This window comes from Flavobacterium sp. WC2509, assembly GCF_052683105.1.
Genome location: NZ_JBQZFG010000001.1, coordinates 855,505 through 880,986, shown reverse-complemented (window position 1 = coordinate 880,986; position 25,482 = coordinate 855,505). Strand labels below are relative to the sequence as shown.

The 25,482-nt window shown below is 32.4% G+C and carries 26 protein-coding genes; 8 read left to right on the top strand and 18 right to left on the bottom strand.

Annotation, left to right across the window (positions count from 1 at the left end):
- Positions 1–132 precede the first annotated feature (132 nt).
- The 4 genes from ACUN3A_RS03350 to ACUN3A_RS03335 form a co-directional block, all read right to left on the bottom strand.
- Positions 133–882, bottom strand: coding sequence for a shikimate dehydrogenase family protein (locus ACUN3A_RS03350; RefSeq protein WP_445549941.1), 750 nt, complete (start codon positions 880–882; stop codon positions 133–135).
- The gene (locus ACUN3A_RS03345) at positions 882–2,279 is read right to left on the bottom strand and encodes a tetratricopeptide repeat protein (RefSeq protein ID WP_445549940.1); all 1,398 of its coding nucleotides are present in this window, start codon (positions 2,277–2,279) and stop codon (positions 882–884) included. Before ACUN3A_RS03345 ends, ACUN3A_RS03350 begins: the two co-directional genes overlap by 1 nt.
- 200 nt (positions 2,280–2,479) lie before the next feature.
- The gene (locus ACUN3A_RS03340; protein ID WP_445549939.1) at positions 2,480–3,682 is read right to left on the bottom strand and encodes an aspartate aminotransferase family protein; all 1,203 of its coding nucleotides are present in this window, start codon (positions 3,680–3,682) and stop codon (positions 2,480–2,482) included.
- Positions 3,683–3,764: 82 nt separating this feature from the next.
- Complete coding sequence (locus ACUN3A_RS03335; protein ID WP_445549938.1) at positions 3,765–5,396, bottom strand: OstA-like protein; 1,632 nt, start codon at positions 5,394–5,396, stop codon at positions 3,765–3,767.
- Between the two features lie 199 nt (positions 5,397–5,595).
- Between ACUN3A_RS03335 and ACUN3A_RS03330 the strand changes: the two genes are divergently transcribed.
- Positions 5,596–7,383 carry an alpha-amylase family protein gene (locus tag ACUN3A_RS03330; protein WP_445549937.1) on the top strand — a complete coding sequence of 596 codons (1,788 nt, stop codon included), beginning with the start codon at positions 5,596–5,598 and terminating at the stop codon, positions 7,381–7,383.
- Between the two features lie 53 nt (positions 7,384–7,436).
- On the opposite strand, the gene ACUN3A_RS03325 is transcribed toward ACUN3A_RS03330, so the two are convergent.
- From ACUN3A_RS03325 to rsfS, 7 genes are all read right to left on the bottom strand, one after another.
- A complete protein-coding gene (locus tag ACUN3A_RS03325) occupies positions 7,437–8,216 on the bottom strand; it encodes a superoxide dismutase (RefSeq protein WP_445549936.1) in 780 nt (259 codons plus the stop codon).
- A gap of 104 nt (positions 8,217–8,320) precedes the next feature.
- Complete coding sequence (locus ACUN3A_RS03320) at positions 8,321–8,587, bottom strand: acyl-CoA-binding protein (protein WP_445549935.1); 267 nt, start codon at positions 8,585–8,587, stop codon at positions 8,321–8,323.
- Positions 8,587–9,240, bottom strand: coding sequence for a phosphatidylserine decarboxylase family protein (locus ACUN3A_RS03315; protein WP_445549934.1), 654 nt, complete (start codon positions 9,238–9,240; stop codon positions 8,587–8,589). Before ACUN3A_RS03315 ends, ACUN3A_RS03320 begins: the two co-directional genes overlap by 1 nt.
- The gene (locus ACUN3A_RS03310) at positions 9,230–10,081 is read right to left on the bottom strand and encodes a phosphatidate cytidylyltransferase (RefSeq protein WP_445549933.1); all 852 of its coding nucleotides are present in this window, start codon (positions 10,079–10,081) and stop codon (positions 9,230–9,232) included. The genes ACUN3A_RS03315 and ACUN3A_RS03310 overlap by 11 nt, the downstream gene beginning before the upstream one ends.
- Before the next feature lies 1 nt (position 10,082).
- Positions 10,083–10,685 (bottom strand): lactate utilization protein B/C, encoded by a 603-nt coding sequence (locus ACUN3A_RS03305; RefSeq protein ID WP_445549932.1) that lies wholly within the window; start codon positions 10,683–10,685, stop codon positions 10,083–10,085.
- A gap of 109 nt (positions 10,686–10,794) precedes the next feature.
- Positions 10,795–12,720, bottom strand: coding sequence for an ATP-dependent zinc metalloprotease FtsH (gene ftsH, locus ACUN3A_RS03300; RefSeq protein WP_445549931.1), 1,926 nt, complete (start codon positions 12,718–12,720; stop codon positions 10,795–10,797).
- A gap of 15 nt (positions 12,721–12,735) precedes the next feature.
- On the bottom strand, positions 12,736–13,107 hold the full coding sequence (gene rsfS / locus ACUN3A_RS03295; protein WP_445549930.1) for a ribosome silencing factor: 372 nt from the start codon (positions 13,105–13,107) through the stop codon (positions 12,736–12,738).
- 95 nt (positions 13,108–13,202) lie between these two features.
- On the opposite strand from rsfS, the gene ACUN3A_RS03290 reads away from it, so the two are divergent.
- A complete protein-coding gene (locus ACUN3A_RS03290; protein ID WP_445549929.1) occupies positions 13,203–13,931 on the top strand; it encodes a biotin--[acetyl-CoA-carboxylase] ligase in 729 nt (242 codons plus the stop codon).
- A 60-nt stretch (positions 13,932–13,991) separates the two neighbouring features.
- Here ACUN3A_RS03290 and ACUN3A_RS03285 read toward each other — a convergent pair whose 3' ends face one another.
- On the bottom strand, positions 13,992–14,384 hold the full coding sequence (locus tag ACUN3A_RS03285) for an SRPBCC family protein (RefSeq protein ID WP_445549928.1): 393 nt from the start codon (positions 14,382–14,384) through the stop codon (positions 13,992–13,994).
- A 40-nt stretch (positions 14,385–14,424) separates the two neighbouring features.
- Positions 14,425–15,066, bottom strand: a complete 642-nt coding sequence (gene pyrE / locus ACUN3A_RS03280; protein WP_445549927.1) for an orotate phosphoribosyltransferase — start codon at positions 15,064–15,066, stop codon at positions 14,425–14,427.
- Positions 15,067–15,073: 7 nt separating this feature from the next.
- Between pyrE and ACUN3A_RS03275 the strand changes: the two genes are divergently transcribed.
- The 4 genes from ACUN3A_RS03275 to ACUN3A_RS03260 all read left to right on the top strand — a co-directional run bounded on the left by ACUN3A_RS03275 (position 15,074) and on the right by ACUN3A_RS03260 (position 19,445).
- Positions 15,074–15,670 (top strand): NUDIX hydrolase, encoded by a 597-nt coding sequence (locus ACUN3A_RS03275; protein ID WP_445549926.1) that lies wholly within the window; start codon positions 15,074–15,076, stop codon positions 15,668–15,670.
- 147 nt (positions 15,671–15,817) lie between these two features.
- Positions 15,818–17,167, top strand: coding sequence for a DEAD/DEAH box helicase (locus tag ACUN3A_RS03270; protein WP_445549925.1), 1,350 nt, complete (start codon positions 15,818–15,820; stop codon positions 17,165–17,167).
- Between the two features lie 110 nt (positions 17,168–17,277).
- Entirely contained in the window at positions 17,278–18,813 is a 1,536-nt protein-coding gene (locus tag ACUN3A_RS03265) for a SulP family inorganic anion transporter (protein ID WP_445549924.1), read from the top strand.
- A 191-nt stretch (positions 18,814–19,004) separates the two neighbouring features.
- Positions 19,005–19,445 carry a hypothetical protein gene (locus ACUN3A_RS03260; RefSeq protein ID WP_445549923.1) on the top strand — a complete coding sequence of 147 codons (441 nt, stop codon included), beginning with the start codon at positions 19,005–19,007 and terminating at the stop codon, positions 19,443–19,445.
- 157 nt (positions 19,446–19,602) lie between these two features.
- Here ACUN3A_RS03260 and ACUN3A_RS03255 read toward each other — a convergent pair whose 3' ends face one another.
- The 5 genes from ACUN3A_RS03255 to ACUN3A_RS03235 form a co-directional block, all read right to left on the bottom strand.
- On the bottom strand, positions 19,603–20,169 hold the full coding sequence (locus ACUN3A_RS03255) for a PhnA domain-containing protein (RefSeq protein WP_445549922.1): 567 nt from the start codon (positions 20,167–20,169) through the stop codon (positions 19,603–19,605).
- Between the two features lie 165 nt (positions 20,170–20,334).
- On the bottom strand, positions 20,335–21,060 hold the full coding sequence (locus tag ACUN3A_RS03250; protein ID WP_445549921.1) for a phytanoyl-CoA dioxygenase family protein: 726 nt from the start codon (positions 21,058–21,060) through the stop codon (positions 20,335–20,337).
- A 62-nt stretch (positions 21,061–21,122) separates the two neighbouring features.
- Entirely contained in the window at positions 21,123–21,587 is a 465-nt protein-coding gene (gene coaD, locus ACUN3A_RS03245; RefSeq protein WP_445549920.1) for a pantetheine-phosphate adenylyltransferase, read from the bottom strand.
- Positions 21,588–21,677: 90 nt separating this feature from the next.
- The gene (locus ACUN3A_RS03240; RefSeq protein ID WP_445549919.1) at positions 21,678–22,250 is read right to left on the bottom strand and encodes a TMEM175 family protein; all 573 of its coding nucleotides are present in this window, start codon (positions 22,248–22,250) and stop codon (positions 21,678–21,680) included.
- Positions 22,251–22,362: 112 nt separating this feature from the next.
- A complete protein-coding gene (locus ACUN3A_RS03235) occupies positions 22,363–23,334 on the bottom strand; it encodes a D-alanine--D-alanine ligase (RefSeq protein WP_445549918.1) in 972 nt (323 codons plus the stop codon).
- Positions 23,335–23,678: 344 nt separating this feature from the next.
- On the opposite strand from ACUN3A_RS03235, the gene ACUN3A_RS03230 reads away from it, so the two are divergent.
- Together ACUN3A_RS03230 and ACUN3A_RS03225 are read left to right on the top strand one after the other, a co-directional pair.
- A complete protein-coding gene (locus ACUN3A_RS03230) occupies positions 23,679–24,302 on the top strand; it encodes a PASTA domain-containing protein (protein WP_445549917.1) in 624 nt (207 codons plus the stop codon).
- A complete protein-coding gene (locus tag ACUN3A_RS03225) occupies positions 24,292–25,335 on the top strand; it encodes an RluA family pseudouridine synthase (protein ID WP_445549916.1) in 1,044 nt (347 codons plus the stop codon). The genes ACUN3A_RS03230 and ACUN3A_RS03225 overlap by 11 nt, the downstream gene beginning before the upstream one ends.
- Positions 25,336–25,482: the final 147 nt, after the last annotated feature.

Sequence of the window (25,482 nt, the reverse complement as noted above, 5' to 3'; positions counted from 1 at the left end):
CCGTTGTTAAAACATTCGAGGCGGCCTTAAAAGGGGCGATTTTTTATGAAAAAAAACCTCAAAAAGGAACTCCATTTTGAGGTTTTTAGTATTTTATAAATTGAATATAAAACAGTATAATTAATCTGGTTTTTATTTATTCCAAATTTTCCATGATTTTTCAGCTTGAAAAATAAGCATGTCTAAACCATTTTTTGTAATAGCTCCTTGTGCTTTAGCCTTACTTAAAAATTGAGTTTCAGCTGGATTATAAATTAAGTCGTAGGCAATGTGTTTTTCTGTGAAATATTCATATGGAATAAGTGGAAATAAATCGATATTCGGACTAGTTCCTACTGGAGAGCAATTAATGATAATTTGATAATTGTCAAAAGTAGTAGCGTTTATTAAACTGTAATCAATGCAGTTTTCTTTAGACTCACGAGATACAAATGTATAAGTGATACCTAATTTGTCTAATGCAAAAGCAACGCCTTTTGATGCGCCTCCAGTGCCTAAAATAAGTGCTTTTTTATGATGCGGTTCTAATAATGGTTGTAATGATTTTTGGAAACCATAATAGTCAGTATTATACCCTTTTAATTTTCCTTTTTTTGTAAATTTTATAGTGTTTACAGCTCCGATTTCTTTTGCGTTTTTAGATAATTTATCCAAAAATGGTAGTATTTCCTGTTTGTAAGGAATTGTTACATTTAGCCCGCTAAGGTCGGTATTATTTTTTCTTAACTCAGTGAAATAATTAATCTCAGAAATATCAAAATTTTCATAAGAGCAACCTTCAAAATGTTCTTTGCTGAATTTTTCTGTAAAATATCCTTTTGAAAAGGAATAACTAATATTACGGCCTAATAAACCAAAACGTTTTCTTAAAACTTCAATCATTATTGTTTGTTATGTTTGTCAATATAATTTCTTACCATTTTCTTTTGCCATACTACTGGGAATAAATCTTCAAGGAGGATGTAGTTTTCAGGATTCAAACGTAAAGCATTACTTAAGTGAAATTTTGCTTTGATATTCTCTGAAATCATGAAATACAATCCTGCTAATCTATATTCAACTTCGTTTTCCTCAGGGAAATATTCTGAAGCTTGTAATAATGTTTGAATAGCACTTTCGAATTCACCTAAAAATTGAAGAATATCTACCCAAAATAACCAAGTGTCCAATTGATAATCTCCAAATTCTACTGCTTTTCTATAACCAAGTTCAGCTTCTTCAAACAAGTTCATTTGTTTGTTAATAGCAGCAAAACGTTTCCAATATAGTTTATTTTGATTGTCTATAGCTAATGCTTTATTGACAAAAAACAATGCTTTTTGGAAGTTTTTTTGGCGTACATAAAAATCGGTAATAGCAATCCAGCCTTTATCTAGTAATGGGTCTTCATGTACGGTTTTATTAAAATATTTAAGAGCGAGAACTTTGTTACCTAATCGTTCGTAGCATTTACCTATTCGAAGTAATGCATAAGAAGTAGCATCGTCTAATTCTAAAGTTCTATTGTAACTTTCAATTGCTAAATCATATTTTTTTAGACGTTCTAGTGCTTTTGCTTTTTCCATAAAAGCACCAAGAAATTCTTCATCAATAAGAGTTGCATAATCAAATGCGCGAATGGCACTTTCATATTCTTTTACACCATAGAACAAACGCCCCAGCTGATGCCAGGCAATTTCGCTATACGGATTTTGGTTAATATATTTATTCAGATAGGCAATCGCTTCTTGATTTTGGTCTAAAAATTCAAAACAATAAACCACATTATACAAAGCAGATTGATCCTCTAAATCTTCTTCTAGACATTTAATAAAGCTTTCTTTGGCTAATTCAAGATTGTCCATAAAAAGATACTCCATGCCAATTAAGTTGTAAACATCGGCAAAGTCATCAGTGTATTGTAATGCTATTTTAAGTATTTCAACGGCCTTTTCATGCTGATCTCTTTTAGAACAGATATTAGCTTTCTGAATGTAAATTTCTTCGTTGGTTGGTTCTATTGCGTACAACTCATTCAATAACTTTTCGGCTATTTCGAGTTTATCATCATAAATTAGCATTTCTACCTGGACTAATTTAAGACCAGTAGATCTTGGATGTTGCTCAAGAGCTAATTTTAGAGCTTTTTTGGCCAATGCAGTCTTGCCCATATCGAGATAATGAAGAATAATTTCTTCAAATTCTTCGGAATCAAAAAAGAGTACTTTGTTGGTTTTCAACATAGACTCAAATTTTGATAGGGATAAGTTATAATCTTCTTCTTCGTTGCTTAATTGCATACTGTGTGTTTTTAAATTATCCTAAAATAAAATTAGGAAAACGTATTGTTGAAATGAGGAAGATTACTATTTGTTGTGAACAATTTAATTAACAGGTTTTTCAATTACAATGTCAATTACAATGTCAATTTTTCAATTTATTTTCTATTTTCTAAAAATCAAAATCAAAAATTAAAATCAAAAATCTTAATTCTGAAATCTTAATTCTGAAATCTTAATTCTGAAATCTTAATTTCGTCCATTACTTCGAGAATTATGGCACAGCCTTCTCTAATTTCTTTTTCAGAAATAGTCAATGGAGGAGTAATTCGGATGGCACAGCCTTCAAACAGCAACCAAAATAGAATTAGACCTCTGTCTTGGCATTTTAAAATCACTTCATTCGTAATGTCAGCAGTTGCAGTCATCGCTGCAAGCATTAATCCTCTTCCTCTTATTTCTTGTATCAAAGGATGTACCAAAAGTGATCTAAAGAGTTTTTCTTTGTTTAAAGTATCTGTAATTATATTAGTTTCAGTTAATTCTTTCAAAGTCGCTAAGCAGGCTGACGCAATGACAGGGTGTCCTCCAAAAGTGGTGATATGACCTAATTTTGGATTTTCGGTCAGTAAATCCATCATTGCTGAGGATGCGGTGAAAGCGCCTACTGGCATTCCGCCACCCATTCCTTTTCCCATAACGACAATATCGGGTACAACATCGTAGTTTTGAAATCCAAAAAGAGCTCCCGTTCTTCCAAATCCTGGTTGAATTTCGTCTAATATCATCAAAGCGCCTACTTCGGTACATCGAGCTTTAACTTTCTTTAAAAAGTCATTATTGGGTTCAATAAAACCAGCACCGCCCTGAATAGTTTCTAATAAGATTCCAGCGGTTTTGGTAGTTATTTTTTGTAAATCGTCTTCGTTATTGAATGTTATAAAATCAATATCTGGGAGTAAAGGTCGAAAAGCTTGTTTGCGTTCTTCAAATCCCATTACGCTCATAGAGCCCATTGTATTACCGTGATAGGCATTATGACAGGAAATGAGTTGGCTTCTTCCTGTTACTCTTTTGGCTAATTTTAAAGAACCTTCGATTGCCTCGGTTCCAGAATTGACCAAATACGTTTTGTCTAAAGGTGCAGGAAGTAGCGAAGCCATTAATTTGCAATATTCAACAGCTGGACTTTGTGAATATTCCCCATAAACCATTACATGTGAATATTTATCCAATTGATCTTTGATAGCGTCATTTACCCTTTTATTTTGATGTCCTAGGGTACAAGCGGAAACACCTGCGACAAAATCTAAATATTTTTTATTATTTGTGTCAAAGATATAAGAACCAATAGCATGCGAAACCTCCATACCCAACGGATAAGGAGAAGTTTGTGCTTGGTATTTTATGAAATCTGGATTCACTTTTTTAAGAGTTTAAAGGTTTAATCGTTTAAAATGTTTTAATTATAAGGCCTGGAAACTGAGACTGAGCACTGTAATCTGATTACTTCTTCGAATTCTTCTTGTCGTAATTCAAAGTTTCTTTTCTAACTTTTATCGGAACACTTTTTTTGGCTTTGTCTTTTGCAGTTGCTTCGATGATTTTGAGTTCTTCAGCATCTTCTTCTTTGCTAAAAACATCGTCTTTCGATTTTATTCTTTCCTCTCCACGCCAATTGAGACCACGGAGAGTCCTAGCATTTTCGGGTAATTCAGCTTCGGGATAAATGATACCATCTACTTGTTTGAAAAAAGTAATAGTATCAATTGCGTTGTTGTCAAAAATAATATTGATTTTGCTACTTACATTTTTATTGATTCCAATGAGTTCTTTTGCATCATTTCTCATATAGTAAATGACTTCGGCGCTTTTTATAATATCGACCTCATGGAGTTTTCCATCTTTGAATTTACCAAATAAATTTTGACCTTTTGTTTGATTATAACCAGTTCCGAGGGTGTCCTTCGAGACCAGAAAAGTATTATTGAGCACTTTGAGAGAATCCAGTTTTTGCGTGTTTTTATCACCAATTAGATGCATTACATCACCAGTAATTTGGCTGTCTCCATTCCAAAGTATCGGGTTTCCTATCAATTTTGTCAAAGAAATTTTAGCACTAGAATGAATAGAATCACATTTCCCACTCATGTCAGTTTTGTAAAATCGAACGTTATTAAAAGCACGAATGATTCTATCATTTTCTTTACCAGTAACCATGAGTTTTTTCCCATGAATATACACAGAATCATTATCTACAAAGTTGACAGCCAAGGCTCTTTTTGTTACAAACATCGAGTCTTTCTTTTTGTATAATTCAGCATAATGTCCCCGAATAACTCCTCGATTAATGGAATCGGTTATTTTTACGTTTCGTGTTGCCGATGCAAATTCTTTATTCCGATCATAATACAAACTATCTCCTTTTATAATTCGATCATCATATTTGATGTAGGATTTGTCTAAAAAATGGGCTAGATTTTTTTTGGTATCATAGAACCCTTTTTCGGTATAAATATAATTGGTTTTACTTGTAATTGTGGATGGCCCAAATAAATAGGAATGTCCCGAATTGCTGTAATAATCCAAATGATTGGATTTGATTTCGTATGTTTTATTAGTAAGTGTAACTGCCGTTAAGAATAGGAATTTCTTCTCTTTTACAAAGTATCTACCTGATTTACTTTTTAAAGTATTGTCTTTGTTGATAATAGTTCCGGGTGTGTTGTAATATACTTCTTGAATATTTCTGTCAAAATTAATGGTGTCAGTTGCCAAAGTAGCATCTGGCGAACTCATTACTGCATTACCAGTTGCAAAAGCTTTTTTTAATTCTCCACTATATTCTGCATAATTACTATTTAAATATAAAGTATCACCTTGTACTAATTGTACATTTCCAAATGCTTTTAAATAATTTTCTTTTTGAAAAAAATACGCTTTGTTACAGGTTAAGACTACGCCATCATGACTTACTTTTACATTTCCAGTAAGTAAAAGAGCATCTGGAAACTTAAGTTCGTCGACATCGGCAAAGTCAGATTGTTCAATATGTATTTTTTTTGGGGCTTGTGCCAAAACAAAGTTTACACTAAGTAATACTAGGCAATAAATAATGAAATATAAAGATTTCTTCAATGGTCTTAATTTTTTTGTAAATTTATGAAAATTGAAACAAACCCTAAGTATATTAGGATTTATTTATAAAATATTAGCATTAAACACAAAAGGAATTTAGGATTGAAAATAATAAAACCTAAAAAAAGCAATGGGATTATAAGTCTCGAGTTAATAGTTACAAGATTTATAATAAAACATAGAACTTAAAGAGATAATAATGAGTGTACAAAAGAATGAAACCAGTTCCGAAAGTAAAGCAGTAGTTTATCAAGTTTTTACTCGATTATTTGGTAACAAGAATACAACGAATAAACTATGGGGAACAATTGAAGAGAATGGAGTTGGCAAATTCAATGATTTTACGGATAAAGCGCTTCAGGAAATAAAAAATCTTGGAGTTACTCACATTTGGTACACGGGAGTTCCGCATCATGCTGTAATTCGGGATTATACTGCAATAGGAATTTCAAATGATAATCCCGAAGTGGTAAAGGGTAGAGCAGGTTCGCCTTATGCTGTCAAAGACTATTATAATGTTAATCCTGATTTGGCAGTTGATCCTGAAAAGCGTTTGGAAGAATTTGAAGCATTGATAAAACGTACTCACAAAGCAAATCTTAAAGTGATTATTGATATTGTGCCTAATCACGTTGCTCGTAAGTATGAAGGGAAAAGTAATCCAGCAGGTATACGAGATTTTGGTGCTGATGATGATGTTACTGTAGAATACAAACGGGATAATAATTTTTATTACATTCCAAATACTCCATTTGAGTTGCCAGATAGTGATAATCCTTTAAACGGTGAAAGTAATCCTCTTATTGATGGAAAGTTTTATGAAAACCCTGCTAAATGGACAGGAAATGGTTCTAGATTGGCAAAACCAGATGTGAATGACTGGTATGAAACTGTTAAAGTGAATTATGGTATTCGTCCAGATGGTTATAAAGATTTTCCTGAATTGCCAACTGGTTTTAATGTACTTTCTTATAAAGAGCATTTTGAATTTTGGAAGGATAAAAGCGTTCCAAGTTCTTGGATTAAATTTAGAGATATTGCCTTGTATTGGACTTCTAAAGGCGTGGATGGTTTTCGATATGATATGGCCGAAATGGTTCCTTACGAGTTTTGGAGTTTCATGAATTCAGCTATAAAAAATGCTAATCCGGATGCTTTTCTAATGGCGGAGGTTTACAATCCAAATGAGTACCGAAATTATATTCATTTGGGTAAAATGGATTATTTGTATGATAAAGTAGAAACATACGATAAATTGAAAGATATTATTCAGGGAAAAACACCTCCGGATGGATTGTCTTATATTCAAAGTGTATTGGCAGATATTGATATTCATATGTTGAAGTTTTTGGATAATCATGATGAACAAAGATTGGCAAGTCCAGAATTTGCCGGATCTGCCGAGAAAGGGAAACCAATGATGGTTGTTTCAACTATGATAAGTTCAGCGCCTATTATGATTTATTTTGGACAAGAAGTAGGGGAGGCTGCAAATGAAAATGGTGGATTTGGTACGCATTCCAGAACTTCAATTTTTGATTATGTTGGTGTTCCAAATCATCAAAGATGGATGAATGATGGCGCTTTTGACGGAGGAAAACTTACTCAAAGCGAAAAAGATTTACGAGATTTTTATAAAAGATTATTAAATTTTTCTGTCAAAAGTTCGGCAGTAATGGGGCAATTTCAAGATCTCCAAGAATTAAACCGTCATGGAGGACTTGGGTATGATCCAAACTATGTTTATTCCTTTGTTCGTTGGTCCGAAAATCAAAAATTAATTGTGTTGACTAATTTTTCTTCGGAAGTATCAAATACTTTTGAATTAAAAATTCCGGAAGATATTATTAGTAAATGGAATTTGAAAGATGGTAGTTATACTATAAAAGACCAATTGTACGGTAGTACAGTTCCATTGATTGTAAATGGTGAAGGAAGAGCGGCAATTACAATACATCCTTTAGAATCATTTATTTACCAATTGTAAATATAACGACTGAGAATAAAAAAAGCTGATGTTAAAATCAGCTTTTTTGTTTTTTATTTTTTGAAAGTTGCTTTGTAATTTTCGTTTACTTTATCCCAATTCACAATATTAAAAAAGGCATCAATATAATTTTTCTTTTTGTATTGATAATCTAAGAAATATGCATGTTCCCAAAGGTCTATTCCTAAAATAGGAGTTCCGTGGAATCCAACAACTGGCGCATAAGTCATTAATGGATTATCTTGATTCTGTGTAGTTGATAATTGAAGTACTCCTGTTTTGTCTACTACAAGCCAAACCCAACCTGATCCAAATTGTTTTAAAGCGGTATCTTTAAATGCCGTTTTGAAATTAGAGAAAGATCCAAAATCTTTATTAATACTCGAAGCCAATGTATCTATTGGCTCACCTCCAGCTTTTGGTGAAATAGTTTTGAAATATAAACTATGATTGTAATATCCTCCTGCATTATTACGTATTACAGGATCATTAATGTCTAATGTTTTTAGTAACTCTTCAATTGTGAGGTTTTCAAATTTAGTTCCAAGAACGGCTTTGTTTAAATTATTAGTGAAGTATAAATAATGCTTTCCGTAATGAGATTCTAGAGTTATAGCAGAAATATCTGGTGCTAAAGCATCATAACCAAAAGAAATTTTTTCCATTTGAAAAGAACCTTCGGCAGCTTTGACATCATTTGGGTTTCCTATTTTTACTTTTTCCTGTACTGATGGAAGCGGTACTTCTACAACCTCTGTCATTTTTTTGTCTTTACAAGAAATCAAAACCAAAATAAAGAGCAAATTTGCTAATATAAAAGTGTTTTTTTTCATATGTTGATATATATTGTTTTTTATCGGTCATATGGAATTTGCATAGCTGCTATTAATGTTTATCACAAATTTGCGGTCATGCTTATTTCATAAAAAGAATACGATTACTTTATTAGGGAATGAATTAGGGTTATATATTCTTTTTTGGCCTCTTCTTGCGTAAGATGACTGATTTGAATCCATGCATTGGTTTTGAATGCATTTCTTAAATCTGAATTATCTGTTATGTTAAACTTTGTTTTGTCAAATGTAGCCTGTTTATAGAAGGCATAAAGACGTAGCTGCACATCCTGCGGCAAAGATGCTTGTGTCATAGCAGAAGCTATTTTTACAGCTTCTAGAAATTTTTTGTCTAAATCTTGTTCGATCATTAAGCTTTAATTGCAATTATAGTTTTTCCTCCAATTGCTTTTTGATTTAGTTCTACATTAATTGGAGTACCTAAAGGTAAAAAAATATCTACTCGTGAACCAAATTTAATAAAACCAGCATCAGTACCTTGTACAACTTGCATACCTTCTTTGGCATAATTTACAATTCGCTTTGCCAATGCACCAGCAATTTGGCGGTACAAAATTGCTCCGAAAGTTTGATTTTCAACAACAATTGTTGTTCTTTCGTTTTCTTCACTTGCTTTTGGGTGCCAAGCCACAAGAAATTTACCTGGATGGTATTTACTAAACTTTACCAAACCACTTATGGCATAACGAGTAACATGGACATTTATAGGAGACATAAATATAGAAACCTGAATTCTTTTGTCTTTAAAATATTCGCTTTCAAATACCTCTTCAATAACCACCACTTTTCCATCAACGGGAGCAATGATGTGATTTTCATTGATTGCTACAGTTCTTTTTGGATTTCTAAAAAATTGTAAAATGATAATCAATAATAATAAAGTTACAATTTCAATAGCCATTTTAATCCATTCCGTTTGAATAAAATAATCTGATGCTAAGATAATTACAGCTGTAAAAATAGTGCCTAATAAAATACTTTGAGTTCCTTCTTTATGAAACATAATTTAAAATTTGATAAAATAAAAATATAATTGGTGCTACAAAGATAACACTATCTAGTCGATCTAGGATACCTCCATGGCCCGGCATGATGTTTCCACTGTCTTTTTTTTCTGAAATTCGTTTAAATTTGGATTCTACTAAATCTCCAATAGTTCCGAAAATACCAACGATAGCAGCTATTATGAGCCAAATGTATGTGTTCTTTTCTGGAAGCATCAAAAAATATTTTGAAATAAAATAACTTGCAATTAATGCAAATCCAATACCGCCAAGAAATCCTTCAATCGTTTTTTTAGGAGAAATCCTTTCAAATAATTTATGCCTTCCAATTGATTTTCCAACTAAATAGGCAAAAGTATCATTAGTCCATATTAAAATGAAAATACTAATTAGAATGTTTGGATTGTAGCCCTTAATTCCAAAAGGTATTTTTGTAATAATAATAAAAGGAAGAATGATGTATCCAATTAAATAAGCAAATTTTGAAAAGGAATCTACTTTTAAGTTTTTATTATCAAATAAAAACACAATGCATTTTAAAGAGACAATAAGAGATAAAAATAATACGGCTAAATCAAAATCTCTATTGTATCTGAGTATATAGAAAAGACCATCATCTTTTATAGCTATTGCAATTTTATAAAAAATGCAATAGAATAAAATAGCTATTATAATTGGTAGGATTTTGTTTAGATGAACTAAGTTGCAAAATTCACTTACCGCTATTAACAAAAAAACACCAAATAGAATAAAAAAAGTTTCTATAGAGTATTGTATTGATGCTATTAGTAATAAGATATATACAGCACCAGATATTGATCTTTTTAGCGTTTCATTCATTTTAAAGATCTTCTAAAAGCAATAAATATAAATTTTTAGCAGAACTTCCGTACTGAGTAAAATCTTCTTCTTTGGCTTTTTCAAAATATTTGATTGTTGTAATATTGGTAGGGTATTCTGTTAAATATTTTTTTCTTATAGCACTAAGACCTTCACTTTTGCCTTCAACGATTTGACTAGTTTTTCCTAAAATCACAATATTAGCAGGCAATTCGTTTGGTTTTTTTTGTTTGATTTGATTAGATGAAAATAGTACAGAACCTTCTTCGGTTACGAGGTTTTCACAACTTGACAATAAAAATTTAGGATTTAAATTTTGACCGTATGTTAGTTTGTTTTCATCTAGTAAGAAAAATAATTTAGGCTCGTAGCACAAAGCTTCACATTCAAACCAATCATTTTCTTCGAGTATGTTTTCAAATTGTTCTTTTACTTCATTTAAATTTTCGCAGTATAAAAATTTACCACCATTTTTTTTAAAATTATAGATAAATTGTTCATCCAAAGGGGCATTAATATCTGGATTTGGTTTACTTGAATTATCATTCCTGCCTTCATCAGATGAAGGGTCGTTAGAACCGAATAATTTTTTAAAAAGATTCATAATTTGTTACTAATCGTTTTGTGTTACTTGAAAACGTTCAAAGATAAAAAAATCTTAATTCAAAACGAGGTTTTGAATTAAGATTTTAAATATTTGTTAATTTTTTAAATTATGAAACTACTTCACCTAAGTTTTTGTCGAAAGTTCTTTTTCCAAATATAGCTTCTAAATCATCTTTAAAGATTACTTCTTTTTCAATCAAGATATCAGCAAGTTGGTTTAACTTATCTTTATTTTCTTCTAAAATCTGAATAGCTCTTTCGTATTGTCCTTCAATTAATTCTGAAATTTCAGCATCTATTATTTTGGCTGTCTCATCAGAATAAGGTTTAGAAAAACTGTATTCACTTTGTCCAGATGAATCGTAATAAGTAACATTTCCTATTTTGTCATTCAAGCCATAAATTGTTACCATGGCACGAGCTTGACGAGTTACTTTTTCCAAATCACTAAGCGCTCCAGTCGAAATTCTGTCAAAAGTAACTTTTTCAGCAGCTCTTCCTCCCATTGTAGCACACATTTCGTCTAACATTTGGTCAGTTCTTACGATTTGTCTTTCTTCAGGAAGATACCAGGCAGCTCCTAGACTTTGTCCACGAGGTACAATAGTCACTTTGATAAGGGGAGCAGCATGTTCAAGCATCCAGCTTACAGTTGCATGACCAGCTTCGTGAATAGCAATTGCTCTTTTTTCTTCAGGAGTAATGATTTTATTTTTCTTTTCAAGACCCCCAATAATTCTATCAACGGCATCAAGAAAATCTTGTTTGTCAACAGCAGTTTTGTTGTTACGAGCAGCTATTAATGCAGCTTCGTTACAAACATTGGCAATATCGGCACCAGAAAAACCTGGAGTTTGTTTGGCAAGAAAATCAAGATCAAGACCTTCTACTTTTTTGATAGGTCCTAAGTGAACTTGAAAAATTTCGGCTCTTTCACGAATATCTGGTAAATCAACAAAAATTTGTCTGTCAAAACGACCAGCACGCATTAAAGCTTTGTCTAAAACATCGGCTCTATTAGTTGCAGCTAAAACAATTACATTAGAATTAGTTCCGAAACCGTCCATTTCTGTTAGTAATTGATTTAAAGTATTTTCTCTTTCATCATTACCGCCAGACATATTGCTTTTTCCTCTAGCTCTACCAACAGCATCGATTTCATCAATGAAAATAATTGCTGGAGATTTTTCTTTAGCTTGTTTGAAAAGATCACGTACACGTGAAGCTCCAACTCCGACGAACATTTCAACAAAATCAGAACCTGATAAAGAGAAGAATGGTACTTGAGCTTCACCGGCTACGGCTTTGGCTAGTAAAGTTTTTCCTGTTCCTGGAGGTCCAACAAGTAATGCTCCTTTCGGGATTTTACCTCCCAAATTGGTATATTTTTCAGGGTTTTTAAGGAATTCTACAATTTCTTGTATTTCTTCTTTAGCACCTTCTAATCCAGCTACGTCCTTAAAAGTAGTTTTGATATCTGTTTTTTCGTCAAAAAGTTTTGCTTTTGATTTTCCAATATTGAAAATCTGTCCACCTCCGCCACCAGGACCACCAGACATTTTTCTCATAATAAAAATCCATACACCAATAATGATTATTATAGGTAATAGGCTTATTAAAATATCAGACCAGTTACTTTTTGGTAAGAAATTAAAATCTTTCAATTTACCTTCGGCAACTGCTTTCTCTAATTTTGTTTGAAAAATTTGATCGTTACCAATATCAAAAGAATAATGTGGTCCTTTATTGATATTGCCTAATAAATCTTTAGCTACTTTTTTGTGTTCAGGGTCGCTTAATGCTTTTTGATTTAAAAAAACTTCTGCTTCACTTTTGTTGTAAACAATTACTTTTTCAATTTGTCCTTTTTCTAAAAAGGAATTAAATTTTGAAGATGTTAATTGAGCAGGTTCTTGAAAATTTGACCCACCAGTTGCAAAACTAATTGCTAAAAAAATCAATATTATTGCGGTATAAATTAACCAAGGACTTACCTTAAATTTATTTGAATTTGGATTATTCTCTTTAGCCATTATAAGATTGTTTCTTTAATATTTATTTTCGATTTTAGTGATTTTGGCATCCCCCCAAAGGCTTTCTATATTGTAATATTCACGAATGTGCTTTTGAAATACATGTACTACAATATGTACGTAATCCATTAATACCCATTCGGCTACATCAGAACCTTCTACATGCCAAGGTTTGTCTTTTAAATCTTTGGAGACTGTTTTTTGGATTGAATTTACAATAGCATTCACTTGAGTGTTAGAATTTCCATTGCAAACCACAAAATAGTCACAAACTGCAGTGTCTATTTCTCTTAAATCCAAAATATCGATATCACTTCCTTTTACTTCTTCTATTCCTTTTATGATGTTTGCCAACAAAACATCATTGTTTATAATCTTTTTCGCCATTTATTTTTTTATATGAATTTGTAAAGTTACCATTTTTTGTGATTAATTTTGAACCTTAACATAATATTAAATTATGTTTTGCAAAAAATGTATAGATGAAGTTAATCAAACTCGATGCCATAGATTCAACAAATGATTTTCTAAAAGGTATATCGAACAAACAAGAGGTTCAAAATTTTACAGTTGTTACTGCCGAGAATCAAATGAAAGGTAAGGGGCAGATGGGGTCTAAATGGGATTCTGAGTCAGGTAAGAATCTTATTATGAGTGTTTTGGTAAAGGGGTTCTTGTTTGATAATGAAGCTGTTTTTGATCTTAATATCGTGATTTCTCTTGCTGTAATTCGGGTTTTAAAAAAATATAATATTCCTGAATTAAGTATCAAATGGCCTAACGACATTATGTCAGCCAATAAAAAGATTGGTGGCATATTGATAGAAAATAGTATTAAAGGTGATGGAACAATTACTTCTATTGTTGGATTGGGTCTGAATGTGAACCAAGCAGATTTTCAAAATTTGCCTAGAGCTTCTTCGTTAGCTTTAATTTGTAACACTACTTTTGATAAAGAAGAGATTCTTTTTACTATCGTTTCTGAAATGGAAGAAATAATTACTGATTATGCATCAAAGTCTTCCGTCTTATGGGAAGAGTATGTTAGTGAATTGTTTAGAATAGGCATTCCTACTGCTTTTACAGATGAAAATCAAAACAATTTTATGGGAATTATAAAAGGTGTTTCGAATATAGGAAAGCTTCAAATTTTATTGGAAGATGATAGTGTTTGTGAATATAATCTGAAAGAAGTACAGATGCTATATTAATAAAAAAAAAGCCTTTTAGATCGAGAACTAAAAGGCTATACTTTTTATTTAAACAGTATGTTATAGTTTTGTCATGTTGTTGGCTAAGGTTTCGATAAATTTCGAAATAGGTCCTTTGATCATCATTGCCATCATAGGATTAAAATCACCTTCAAAATCTAGTTTTACCTCACTTGATTGCTCCGAAACAGTATTGATGTTAGCGACTAAAGTAAATGGAAGTTTATCGCTCGCAGCACCTAAAACGACTTTGTTTGGAGCTACTTTTTCTTTCATTTTTAATTTAATTTCAGGCATTCCTTTTAATCCAAAAATAAAAGCATCTTCTCCTATAATTTCGAATTTTGCAATGTTATCTGGCATTAATTTCTCGAAGTTTTTTACATCACTTAATAAATCGAATAATTCTTGTGCAGATTTTTCAATAGTAACCTTTGGGCTCTCTAAATTCATAGTTGTCTTTTATTTTTATTCTGATTATGCGATCCCAAAATTATATATTCCAAGTTGATGGACTCACATTCCATTCTCTAAGAGTTTGTTCTTCATTTTCGGTTATATACTTTTTTGCAACTGCCAAATTCAATAAGTTTTGGTAATTACTAAGAGTATATAAATCAATATTTGCATTTTGGAAATTTTTGTCAGCAACATCAAATCCATAAGTAAATATTGCTGCCATCCCTTTTATAACGGCTCCTGCTTCTCGTAAGCCATCAACGGCAAGCAAACTACTGTTTCCAGTACTGATTAAATCCTCAATTATTACTACGCTTTGTCCTTTTTGTAAAAAACCTTCTACTTGGTTTTGACGACCATGTTTTTTCGGTTCTGGACGTACATATACAAAAGGGAGTCCCATACTCTCGGCAACGAGCATTCCAATGCCTATTGCGCCAGTGGCTACACCTGCAATAACATCTGGTTTACCAAATTGTTTTTCAATGTTTTTAGAAAATTCGTCTCTAACATAATTTCTTATGGCTGGAAACGAGAGTATTAAACGATTATCGCAATATATTGGCGATTTCCATCCAGAAGCCCATGTAAAAGGATTTCCTGGATTCAATTTAATTGCATTTATTTGCAAAAGCAATTCGGCTGTTTTTTCGGCTGTATCTTTATTAAAAATCATAATACAAATGTATAAAGTTTTTGTTAACGACAAACCACTTTTTTTGACAAATCAAATCTCTAAGGAGACCGATTTTCAACTTTTCTTGTTGGACAGTATTGATGTCGAGCAACTTATTGTAAAAATGTTTCAAAATAAAATTAAGAAAGCTTGTCTTTATCATCCCGATGAGAGCTTGATTATGAAAACTTTGAAAGCAAAAATAGCTGTAAATAAAGCTGGAGGTGGACTAGTATATAATAAAAATAGAGAGGTTTTATTTATTTTTAGAAATGGAAAGTGGGATTTACCTAAAGGAGGTTCTCAAAAAGGGGAATTAATTGAGGATGCTGCTACACGAGAAGTGGAAGAAGAAACTGGAGTAAACGGATTGAAAATTATAGAGAAACTTCAGAAAACTTATCATGTTTTTAAACGCAATGGAAAATATAAATTAAAAATTACGCATTGGTTTGAAATGGAAACAGATTTTGAAGGAACACCAATTGGTCAAATTGAGGAAGGTATTGAAAAAGTGGCGTGGTTAAATCCGGAGCAGATTAAAGAAGCATTGAAAAACTCGTATGAAAATATAAAATTACTTTTTGAAGAAGAAAATGATTAAATAATTACTTTTAAATAAAGTCTTTAAGGTAAAATAGTTAAAACAAATTGCATAGATTTTCACGAATTAGTTAGTGAAAATTTGTGCAATTTTTGCTTTAAAAAGTATGCCATAAAAGCGAATGTAATTTTTAGTTACCTTTGCAAAATGAATAAGAAACACCATTCCAACAATATATTATTGAATTTAGGTATCGAAAGCCTAAACGAAATGCAAGAAGTTGCTCAAGACGTTATTTTAAATGACAATAATGTTTTATTACTTTCTCCAACCGGTTCTGGAAAAACATTAGCGTTTTTGCTTCCTATTTTCGAAATGTTACAGCCTGAGATTCTATCGGTTCAATGCCTGATTCTAGTGCCTTCACGTGAATTAGGTTTGCAAATTGAACAGGTTTGGAAAAAAATGGGAACTGATTACAAAGTAAATGTGTGCTACGGCGGACACTCTATTGATACTGAAATTAAAAATTTGAGTAATCCTCCTGCGGTTTTAATAGGAACTCCGGGTCGAATTGCAGACCATATTGATAGAGGAACTTTTCGATTAGATAAAATCCAAACGCTAGTTTTGGATGAGTTTGATAAATCTTTACAATTGGGTTTTCATGAACAAATGTCTTTTATTATCGGAAAACTGAGTAAACTGAACAAGCGTGTTTTGGTTTCGGCAACTTCGGATATTGAAATTCCAAAATACACAAGGGTTGTCAATCCTACTATTTTAGATTTTATTCCAACAGAAGAAGAACAAGAAAGCAACTTGACTACCAAAATGGTTGTTTCTGTAGCAAAAGATAAAATAGGTAGTTTATTCAATTTGATATGTTCGTTGAAATCACAATCGGCGATTGTTTTTTGTAATCACAGAGATGCTGCTGAACGAATTAGTGATACTCTAAATGAAAAAGGAATTTATGCCACATATTATCATGGTGGTATGGATCAGGAAGAACGAGAACGTGCATTAATTCAATTTCGCAACGGAAGTGTAAGTTATTTAATCACTACTGATTTGGCCGCTCGTGGGCTTGATATTCCAGAAATGAAACACGTAATTCATTATCATTTGCCATTAAAAGAAGATGAATTCACACATAGAAACGGAAGAACGGCTCGTATGCAGGCTTCGGGAACGGCTTATCTTATTGTAAACGATAGTGAAAAAAAACTCGATTACGTTGATTACGGAATGTCAGTTCTAAATGTAGATAACAATACAACTTTACCAAAACCACCCGAGTTTCAAACTATTTATATTAGTGGTGGAAAGAAAAATAAATTAAACAAAATTGACATTGTGGGTTTCTTTTCTCAAAAAGGAAAACTAGAAAAAGGCGATTTAGGTTTAATAGAAGTGAAAGATTTTATTTCGTTTGCGGCAGTAAAATTCAATAAAGTAAAAGATTTATTGCATGCGATTAAAGACGAAAAAATGAAAGGTAAGAAATTTAAAATCGAAGTTGCCAGAAAGGTAATCAAGAAAGAGGAAGAGTAATTCTGCTCTACTTTAAATTGCAATAATTCGTTTCAGAACATTTTATCGAAAATTATTGAGTGCTATTTTGTTTTTGAAAAATGGTGTCCAAAAAGGCTATGTATCAACGTATGAAAAAACTATTTAATTTATTTGATTTCTCACAAAAAGTAAATTATAAAACGGAAGTTTTAGCTGGTTTTACTGTGGCGATGACGATGATTCCTGAATCATTATCATTTGCAATTTTGGCAGGATTTCCGCCTTTGACAGGTTTGTATGCTGCATTTATTGCGGGTTTTGTTACGGCGATATTCGGCGGAAGACCTGGATTGATTTCAGGCGGAGCAGGAGCAACGGTAATTGTTTTGATTGCTTTGATGAAATCAAATGGTTTGGAATATGTTTTTGCAGCTGTTGCTTTAGCAGGAGTTTTACAGATTCTTGTTGGGCTTTTTAAACTTGGTAAATTTATTCGGTTAGTACCACATCCCGTAATGTTTGGATTCGTAAATGGATTAGCTATTGTTATATTCATGTCTCAATTGGAGCAGTTTAAAACTATTGTTAATAATCAAAGTGTTTGGCTTTCTGGAAGTTCAATGTACATCATGGCAGGTCTAGTTGCATTGACTATTGGAATTGTGATGTTGGTGCCCAAATTAACTAAGGCAGTTCCAGCTTCGCTAATAGCTATTATGGTTGTGTTTGCTTTGGTTTTTTTCTTTGGAATTGAAACCAAAACAGTAAAAGATATTGCATCAATAAGCGGTGGTTTTCCACCATTTCATATTCCGAATATTCCAATTAATTGGGAGACTCTGAAATTAATTTTTCCATATTCTTTGATTATGGCAGCTGTTGGGTTGACTGAAGGCTTGCTGACTTTAAATTTAGTAGATGAAATAACAGGAACGAAAGGAAACGGAAATCGTGAATGTATCGCTCAAGGAAGTTCTAATATATTGAATGGTTTTTTCTTTGGAATGGGTGGTTGTCCTATGATTGCTCAAACGTTAGTGAATCTTTCGGCAGGTTCAAGAGCTCGTTTGTCGGGGATTGTAGCTTCATTGACTATTCTTCTAATTATTTTATTTGGAGCACCTATAATCGAGCGATTGCCGATGGCGGCCTTAGTAGGCGTAATGTTTATGGTTGCTATTGGTACTTTTGAATGGGCTAGTTTGAAAATAGTAAACAAAATGCCAAATCACGATGTTTTTGTGGTGGTGATAGTGGCGTTAATCACGGTTTTACTCCATAACTTAGCTTTGGCAGTTTTGATTGGAGTTGTAATTTCGGCTTTAGTTTTTGCTTGGGAAAGTGCTAAAAGAATACGAGCAAAAAAATATGTAGATGCCAATGGAGTGAAAAATTATGAAATCTACGGACCTCTTTTTTTTGCATCAACAGCTGGGTTTGCAGAAAAATTTGATGTCTTAAATGATACCAACGAAGTGATTATTGATTTTAAAGAAAGTAGAATAGCTGATATGTCGGCTATTGAAGCTTTAAATGCAGTTACGCAACGATATAATAAACTTGGAAAAAAAGTACATTTACGACATTTAAGTCCAGATTGTATTCGGTTATTAAAAAATGCCGAAGCTATTATTGATGTGAATATTATGGAAGATCCTAATTATATGGTAGTTGCTGTGAATTAGAGGATGAAATAGCCATTAATTTTATAATGATATATTCGTTGTTGTTCGTTTGTGTTTGGGTTTATAAATAAAAAATGAGCAAATGTTTTAAAAAACAAGATTGATAAAGGGGGTAATTTTTATTATTATTGTTATGTTTGTGAATGAATACTTAACCTATTAGAGTATAATCATTAAACCCCAAATAAATTATGAAAAAAGTTTTTGCGATTGCTATTTTATTTATTAGTGCTGCTGGTTTTAGCCAAATTAAAGTTGTTGAAACGGTGCCTGTAGAGAGATTAGGTAGAATAAATAATAGTTTTTATGTGCAAAAAATAGGAGATGATTTCACCTTTTTCTACACAACTCAATCTACAAATGATGAAGAAGCAGCATTGAAGAATTTTACATTTAAAAATGTGGATAATGCATATCAAAGTTTGTACAGCATTATTTCCAAAGGTTTTACGTCAAGCCCTTTGAATGATGTTAAATTAGAATTACCTAATAATTTTGTTTGGTTGCATTATATTGCTAGTTCAGATAAAACGACGGTACAATTTATGGTAACGAGTAAAGATGCTAGTACAACTAATGTTTCAGAGCCTTTATCAAAAGAGCAAATTGAAAAGTTATTTCAAAAAAGCTAGAAAAACAAGTGCTCAGTGTTCATGAATTTAGTATTCAGTAAACATTGATAAGTATAAAAAAATCGTTAACAGACAATTTTCTGTTAACGATTTTTTATTTAAACCTTTTGTTACGTTTAATCAGATAATAGTTTTAGAATGTCTGATCACTTGTTTGTTATATTTTCTTAACGTATTGTGTAATGATTACAATTTGTTGACCATCAACTTTTCCTTCAATATATTCGGCATTTTCATGGTCTAAACGGATGTTACGTACCGAAGTTCCTTGTTTGGCAACCATACTTGAACCTTTTACTTTTAAATCTTTAATCAATACTACAGAATCTCCGTGCGTTAAAATAACACCATTTACATCGCGGTGTATAATCTTATTTTCATCGTCTTCTCCTTCACCTGTAGCCTGAGCCCATGCTAGAGTATCTTCGTCAAAATACATTTGCTCCAGTAAATCTTGATTGCGCAAACGGCTTAACATTCTCCAAGCTACTACTTGCACTGGAATATGTTCATTCCACATACTATCATTTAGACATCTCCAGTGGTTTAAATCTTCATTGCCTGGATTGTCTATTTGATTAATACAAGTAGTACAAGCATAAATACTTTCGTCTAAACCTCCTTTTTGAGTTGGTAATACTTGGTATTCTTTTAAATTTTCGGTGGCAGCACATAATTCACATTGTGAACCGCTGCGTTTATTTAATTCTCTTTCGAAACTCATTGTAAAGGATGTATTTTTTAGGTTGCGAAATTACGTTTAAATGGTAGGTTTCGCAAGTTTATGTTTTGAGGTTTTGACTGTTCAGTTATCAAGATTTAGAAATGGAAAACTATTTACAATACTCAAATTAATTGTAGTGTCTGTTGATATAGCCAATAATTGCGTTTAGTTAAAATTATAATTCGTTTTTTCACTCCATTCTAATTCGTTTGGTAACTTTTGATTGCTAAACTCAATATGAATTACTCTTCGTCTTTCATTATTTGTAGTTTTGTTTGATGCGTGAAAAAGTAGAGGTTTCATTATCATTATACCGCCTTTTTCAACTTCACAAAACGTTTCTATTTCTTTTTCTATTTCTATATTTTCAGTTCTAAAAATTCCTTTTTTGTGTGATTTATTCAATACTTTCAACGCTCCGTTTTCTTTTGTTGTTTTATCAATATGGATTCTTATTGTAAAGTTTTGGTCTAAAATTTCTTTTGGTGGCTGTACAGCAAATTGATTTTGTTTGGTTGTCCAATTCTCATAATTTTCAATTTCTACTTTCTGATTAACCGAAATTGTCAAATCTTGATGATAGCCAACAAACCAATTCGATTTTTCTGGTTTGTCAAAGTAAATAGATTTAGTTATGAAATAATTTTCTCCAAAGTTTAATTTTATTATTTCTCTCAATTTTTGGTTAAAAATAAAACCTAGTGTTTCTGGAATTTCTTTGTGAAATTGTCTGATAGCAAATAAATCTTCAGATTTTCTAAACGTTGAGTTTGCAGTTTCGTTTTCTATAACTTTTTCTATTTCTGAAATTATTGTATTGATTTCATTTTCAGAATAAACTTCGTTAATAATTGCAAAGCCCTCAGAATTAATTTCGTTTAAATAGTTCATTTTTAATTTGCTTTTCCTTATTTCCTAATTCTTTTCATTGTAGTCGGCCAAATAATTGTTAACTACTTATGCAACTTAACCCTTACAGCATTAGGGACCAGCATTTCATATTCTCCATGATTTCGGATAACGTCTCTCACGATGCTAGAGCTGATATAGGAAGTTCGGGCTGCAGTTAATAAGAAGACTGTTTCAATTTTTGATAATCGTCTGTTGGTGTGGGCGATAGCTTTTTCAAATTCAAAGTCGGCTGGATTGCGTAGTCCTCTTAGGATAAAATCCGCTTTGATTTTATGGCATAAGTCGATGGTTAAGCCTTCGTATGTAATGACCGTAACTTTGGGCTCGTTTTTGAATGTTTCCTCGATGAAACGTTTTCTTTCTTCGAGGCTAAACATGTATTTTTTTTCGGCATTTATTCCAATTGCAATTACTATTTCATCAAAAAGCGAAATACTTCTATTAATGATATCTTCATGACCTAAGGTAATAGGATCAAACGAACCTGGGAATATGGCTTTTTTCATATGAATTATATATTTTTTATTAGCGGAATATAGAATCGCCATTCTTTATTCTTATTTGTAATTTGGAAGCATGGCGATTTCATTTTCATTTTAATTTAGTTGTTTTTCAATTCTCGAATCTGGAACAATCCACAGCATCGCTACTGCAATATATAGGAATCCAGAAATCCAAGGTGATACAAAAGCTAACGGGATTGCCAAGAGGTATGCTAAAGTTGACAATTTACCTTTGAGGTCTTTTTCAACGGCTTTGTTCAAAATAGAATCTTTACCCTCTAGTTTTATGATTTTATTTTGAAGCAAATTATAAGCTATAGCACACATCAATAAAACAAAACCATAAATGCTCATGGGAACTGCTGCAAAGTGATGCTCTCCAATCCAACTGGTTGCAAACGGAATCAAAGACAACCAAAAAAGTAAAAAAAGATTACCCCACAAAATAGAGCCATTCACTCTTTTAACGACTTGAAACATGTGGTGGTGGTTATTCCAATAAATTCCAACATAAATAAAACTCAAAACATAACTTAAAAAAACTGGAATTAAGTGTGTTAAGGATTCAAAACTATCTTCTTCAGGTGCTTTTATTTCCAATACCATGATGGTAATGATAATGGCTAATACACCATCACTAAAGGCTTCAATTCTGGTTTTGTTCATTGTTTTTTCTTTGAGTTTCTAAGTTACTGAGATGCTGAGCTTCTAAATTTTTTTTTGAGTTTCTAAGACTCTAAGTTACTTAGTAGCTTATAGGTCTTAGAAGCTCAGCAACTTAATTAAGTGCTAACTCAATCGCATTTGTAAATAAATCTGTTAATGAAATTCCTGCGGCTTTGGCTTGTTGCGGGATTAAACTTTCTGTGGTTAATCCTGGAATAGTATTCATTTCGAGCATGTAAGGTTCACCATCTACAAAGATGAATTCACTTCTTGAGAAACCTTTCATTTTTAATACTTCGTAGGCACGTTTTGCAGCGTCGCTTACTTTTTGAGTCATTTCGTCAGAGATTCTGGCAGGCGTAATTTCCTGAGATTTTCCTTGGTATTTGGCTTCGTAATCAAAGAAATCATTTTCTGAAACAATTTCGGTGATTGGTAAAACGATTATTTCACCTTGGTAATTGATAACTCCAACAGAAACTTCGGTTCCGTCTAGGAAACTTTCGATGATGATTTCGTTGTCTTCTTTGTAGGCAACTTCAATAGCGATTGGTAATTCAGCTTCGGTTTTTACTTTTGAAATTCCAAAACTAGAACCTGATTTGTTTGGTTTTACAAAACATGGTAAACCAAGGGATTTTACGATTTCGGCGGTATTGATTGCGTCGCCTTTGTTTAAATAATAGGAGTTTGCCGTTTTGATTCCGTATGGTTTTAAAACTGAAAGCATATCACGTTTATTGAACGTTAATGCTGCTTGGTAATAGTCGCAAGATGATTGTGGTATCCCAATTAATTCGAAATAAGCCTGCATCAAGCCATCTTCTCCTGGTGTTCCGTGTATGGCATTGAAAACGCAATCGAAAGTGATTTTGGTTCCGTTTACGCTTGTTGAAAAATCATTTTTATCAATTGGAAATTCATTGTCTTGGTCATCAACATAGACCCATTTTTCTTTGAAGATGTGGATTCTAAATCCGTTGTATTTGTTTTTGTCTAAGAATTGGTAAACTACGTTTCCGCTAATAAGTGAGATCTTGTATTCGCTGGAATAGCCGCCCATGATGATGGCAATGTTTTTCATATTTTTTTGTTTTTTTGCTACAAATTACACGGATTGCACAAATTTTTTGAATGTGTAATACTGTGATTTTAATTTTAAATGTTGTTTTGAAGACTGATGCCCTAGCCCTGATGGAAGCGGTATCCTTTTGCTTAAAAAAAACTAATTTTTCCTGACAGAAAAGAGCGACCAGCGGAAGCTCCTTTTATGGCTTTGGAAAAATGTTTTTTTAAGCAAAAGATACAAGCGTACAGCAGGAATAGCTCCTTACAAAAATGATGTTCGGAGGGACAAGTACTATTAAACAAAATTATCATTTTTTTTGAAACGAAATAGCTTTATCTTTGCGGGAAATAAAAATATTTATGAGCTTAAAAAAATATCTTACGAGTCGCGTATTTTTTGGGCAGGTGCTTATAGCATTTGCTATTATTGCAGTTTTTGCTTATTTATTTATGCATTGGTTGACTTTTACTACAGATCATGGGCATGAAATTTCGGTACCAGATTTGAGAAAATTGACTGAAGAACAAGTAGAAGAAAAGCTAGACGAATTGGATTTGGATTATGAGTTATTGGATAGTGTTGATTTTAGAGGAGATTATCCAAAATATAGTGTAGTAGAGCAAGATCCTATGCCTGGAACAAAGGTAAAAGTAGGTAGAAAAGTATATATTAAGATTAATTCTTCTGGATTTTCGTCTGTACGAATTCCAGATTTAATTGAAAAAACATATCGTGAGGCTGTACCAACTTTAAAAGCTTTAGGACTTGAAGCGGGGACAATTACTTATGTTCCTAATTTAGGAAAAGACATGGTCTTGGAAATGCGATACAAAGGAAGAAATGTAAAAGCAGGAGATCGTGTTTTGAAAGCCTCTAAAATTGATTTGGTTTTGGGAGATGGAAAAGAGAGTTATCAAGAAGAAGAACCAGTGGACAGCACGGCTGCTCCAGCAACAGATACAGAAGCACCTAATGAACAATAATATTGAACCAATAGAAGACTTAGACGAAGAATTATTTGAACATTTTAGGTTCGATGTTCCTAAAGGTCAAACGTCTTTGCGAATTGATAAATACTTGATGAGTTTGATTCCAAACGCTACAAGGAATAAAATTCAGAATGCCGCTACCGAAGGCAATATTTTTGTGAATGACGCCACGGTAAAGTCGAATTATAAAGTAAAAGCTTTTGATGTGGTGCGGGTAATGTTATCGCATCCTCCTTTTGAAAATAGGGTAGATCCAGAGGATATTCCGCTTGATATTGTGTATGAAGATGAAGCACTTTTGCTAATCAACAAACCGCCTGGTTTGGTTGTACATCCTGGTCATGGGAATTATACAGGCACTTTGGTGAATGCATTGGCGTTTCATTTTGAGAATTTACCAATGAACAGCAGTGAACGTCCTGGATTAGTTCACAGAATTGATAAGGATACTTCAGGTTTATTGGTTATTGCCAAAACCGAAGCTGCAATGACACATTTGGCTAAGCAATTTGAAGCTAAAACTTCTGAAAGAGAATATATCGCCCTGGTTTGGGGTAATGTCGCTCAAGATGCAGGAACTATCGAAGGGAATTTAGCAAGACACTTGAAAGACCGCATGCAAATGGCTGTTTTTGCAGATCCTGAAATAGGGAAACCTGCGATTACTCATTATAAAGTGTTGGAACGTTTTGGGTATGTGACATTGATTTCATGTAAACTGGAAACGGGTAGAACACACCAGATTCGTGCGCACTTGAAGCATATTGGACATCCGCTTTTTAACGATGAACGTTATGGAGGTCACTTGATTTTGAAAGGAACTACTTTTACGAAATACAAACAGTTTATTGAGAATTGTTTCAAAGCATTGCCAAGACAGGCGTTACATGCTAAAACACTTGGTTTTGTACATCCAAATACAGGTGAATTGATGCGTTTTGATACTGAATTGCCTCAGGATTTCCAAGATTGTATTGAGAAATGGAGAGGATATTCAAAATCGCACCATGTGGATGATGAGGAATAAAATAGACTTTTTTACATAAAAAAATGAGGCTGTCTTTAATAGATAGCCTCATTTTTTTTGTTTTACCGCAAAGCCGCAAGGAGAAATTATTTTTTATTAAAAAACGCAAGGAACGCAAAGCTTTGTGTACTTTGCGTAATTCCTTGC

Coding starts and splice junctions, on each gene's coding strand:
- ACUN3A_RS03275 (WP_445549926.1), top strand. CDS start 15,074: ATGTATAAAGTTTTTGTTAACGACAAACCACTTTTTTTGACAAATCAA.
- ACUN3A_RS03345 (WP_445549940.1), bottom strand. CDS start 2,279: ATGCAATTAAGCAACGAAGAAGAAGATTATAACTTATCCCTATCAAAA.
- ACUN3A_RS03255 (WP_445549922.1), bottom strand. CDS start 20,169: ATGAGTTTCGAAAGAGAATTAAATAAACGCAGCGGTTCACAATGTGAA.
- ftsH (WP_445549931.1), bottom strand. CDS start 12,720: ATGGCTAAAGAGAATAATCCAAATTCAAATAAATTTAAGGTAAGTCCT.
- ACUN3A_RS03250 (WP_445549921.1), bottom strand. CDS start 21,060: ATGAACTATTTAAACGAAATTAATTCTGAGGGCTTTGCAATTATTAAC.
- ACUN3A_RS03310 (WP_445549933.1), bottom strand. CDS start 10,081: ATGAATGAAACGCTAAAAAGATCAATATCTGGTGCTGTATATATCTTA.
- ACUN3A_RS03350 (WP_445549941.1), bottom strand. CDS start 882: ATGATTGAAGTTTTAAGAAAACGTTTTGGTTTATTAGGCCGTAATATT.
- ACUN3A_RS03285 (WP_445549928.1), bottom strand. CDS start 14,384: ATGAATTTAGAGAGCCCAAAGGTTACTATTGAAAAATCTGCACAAGAA.
- ACUN3A_RS03240 (WP_445549919.1), bottom strand. CDS start 22,250: ATGAACAAAACCAGAATTGAAGCCTTTAGTGATGGTGTATTAGCCATT.
- pyrE (WP_445549927.1), bottom strand. CDS start 15,066: ATGATTTTTAATAAAGATACAGCCGAAAAAACAGCCGAATTGCTTTTG.
- ACUN3A_RS03235 (WP_445549918.1), bottom strand. CDS start 23,334: ATGAAAAACATTGCCATCATCATGGGCGGCTATTCCAGCGAATACAAG.
- ACUN3A_RS03330 (WP_445549937.1), top strand. CDS start 5,596: ATGAGTGTACAAAAGAATGAAACCAGTTCCGAAAGTAAAGCAGTAGTT.
- rsfS (WP_445549930.1), bottom strand. CDS start 13,107: ATGGCGAAAAAGATTATAAACAATGATGTTTTGTTGGCAAACATCATA.
- coaD (WP_445549920.1), bottom strand. CDS start 21,587: ATGAAAAAAGCCATATTCCCAGGTTCGTTTGATCCTATTACCTTAGGT.
- ACUN3A_RS03315 (WP_445549934.1), bottom strand. CDS start 9,240: ATGTTTCATAAAGAAGGAACTCAAAGTATTTTATTAGGCACTATTTTT.
- ACUN3A_RS03270 (WP_445549925.1), top strand. CDS start 15,818: ATGAATAAGAAACACCATTCCAACAATATATTATTGAATTTAGGTATC.
- ACUN3A_RS03325 (WP_445549936.1), bottom strand. CDS start 8,216: ATGAAAAAAAACACTTTTATATTAGCAAATTTGCTCTTTATTTTGGTT.
- ACUN3A_RS03305 (WP_445549932.1), bottom strand. CDS start 10,685: ATGAATCTTTTTAAAAAATTATTCGGTTCTAACGACCCTTCATCTGAT.
- ACUN3A_RS03260 (WP_445549923.1), top strand. CDS start 19,005: ATGAAAAAAGTTTTTGCGATTGCTATTTTATTTATTAGTGCTGCTGGT.
- ACUN3A_RS03225 (WP_445549916.1), top strand. CDS start 24,292: ATGAACAATAATATTGAACCAATAGAAGACTTAGACGAAGAATTATTT.
- ACUN3A_RS03320 (WP_445549935.1), bottom strand. CDS start 8,587: ATGATCGAACAAGATTTAGACAAAAAATTTCTAGAAGCTGTAAAAATA.
- ACUN3A_RS03290 (WP_445549929.1), top strand. CDS start 13,203: ATGAAGTTAATCAAACTCGATGCCATAGATTCAACAAATGATTTTCTA.
- ACUN3A_RS03265 (WP_445549924.1), top strand. CDS start 17,278: ATGAAAAAACTATTTAATTTATTTGATTTCTCACAAAAAGTAAATTAT.
- ACUN3A_RS03230 (WP_445549917.1), top strand. CDS start 23,679: ATGAGCTTAAAAAAATATCTTACGAGTCGCGTATTTTTTGGGCAGGTG.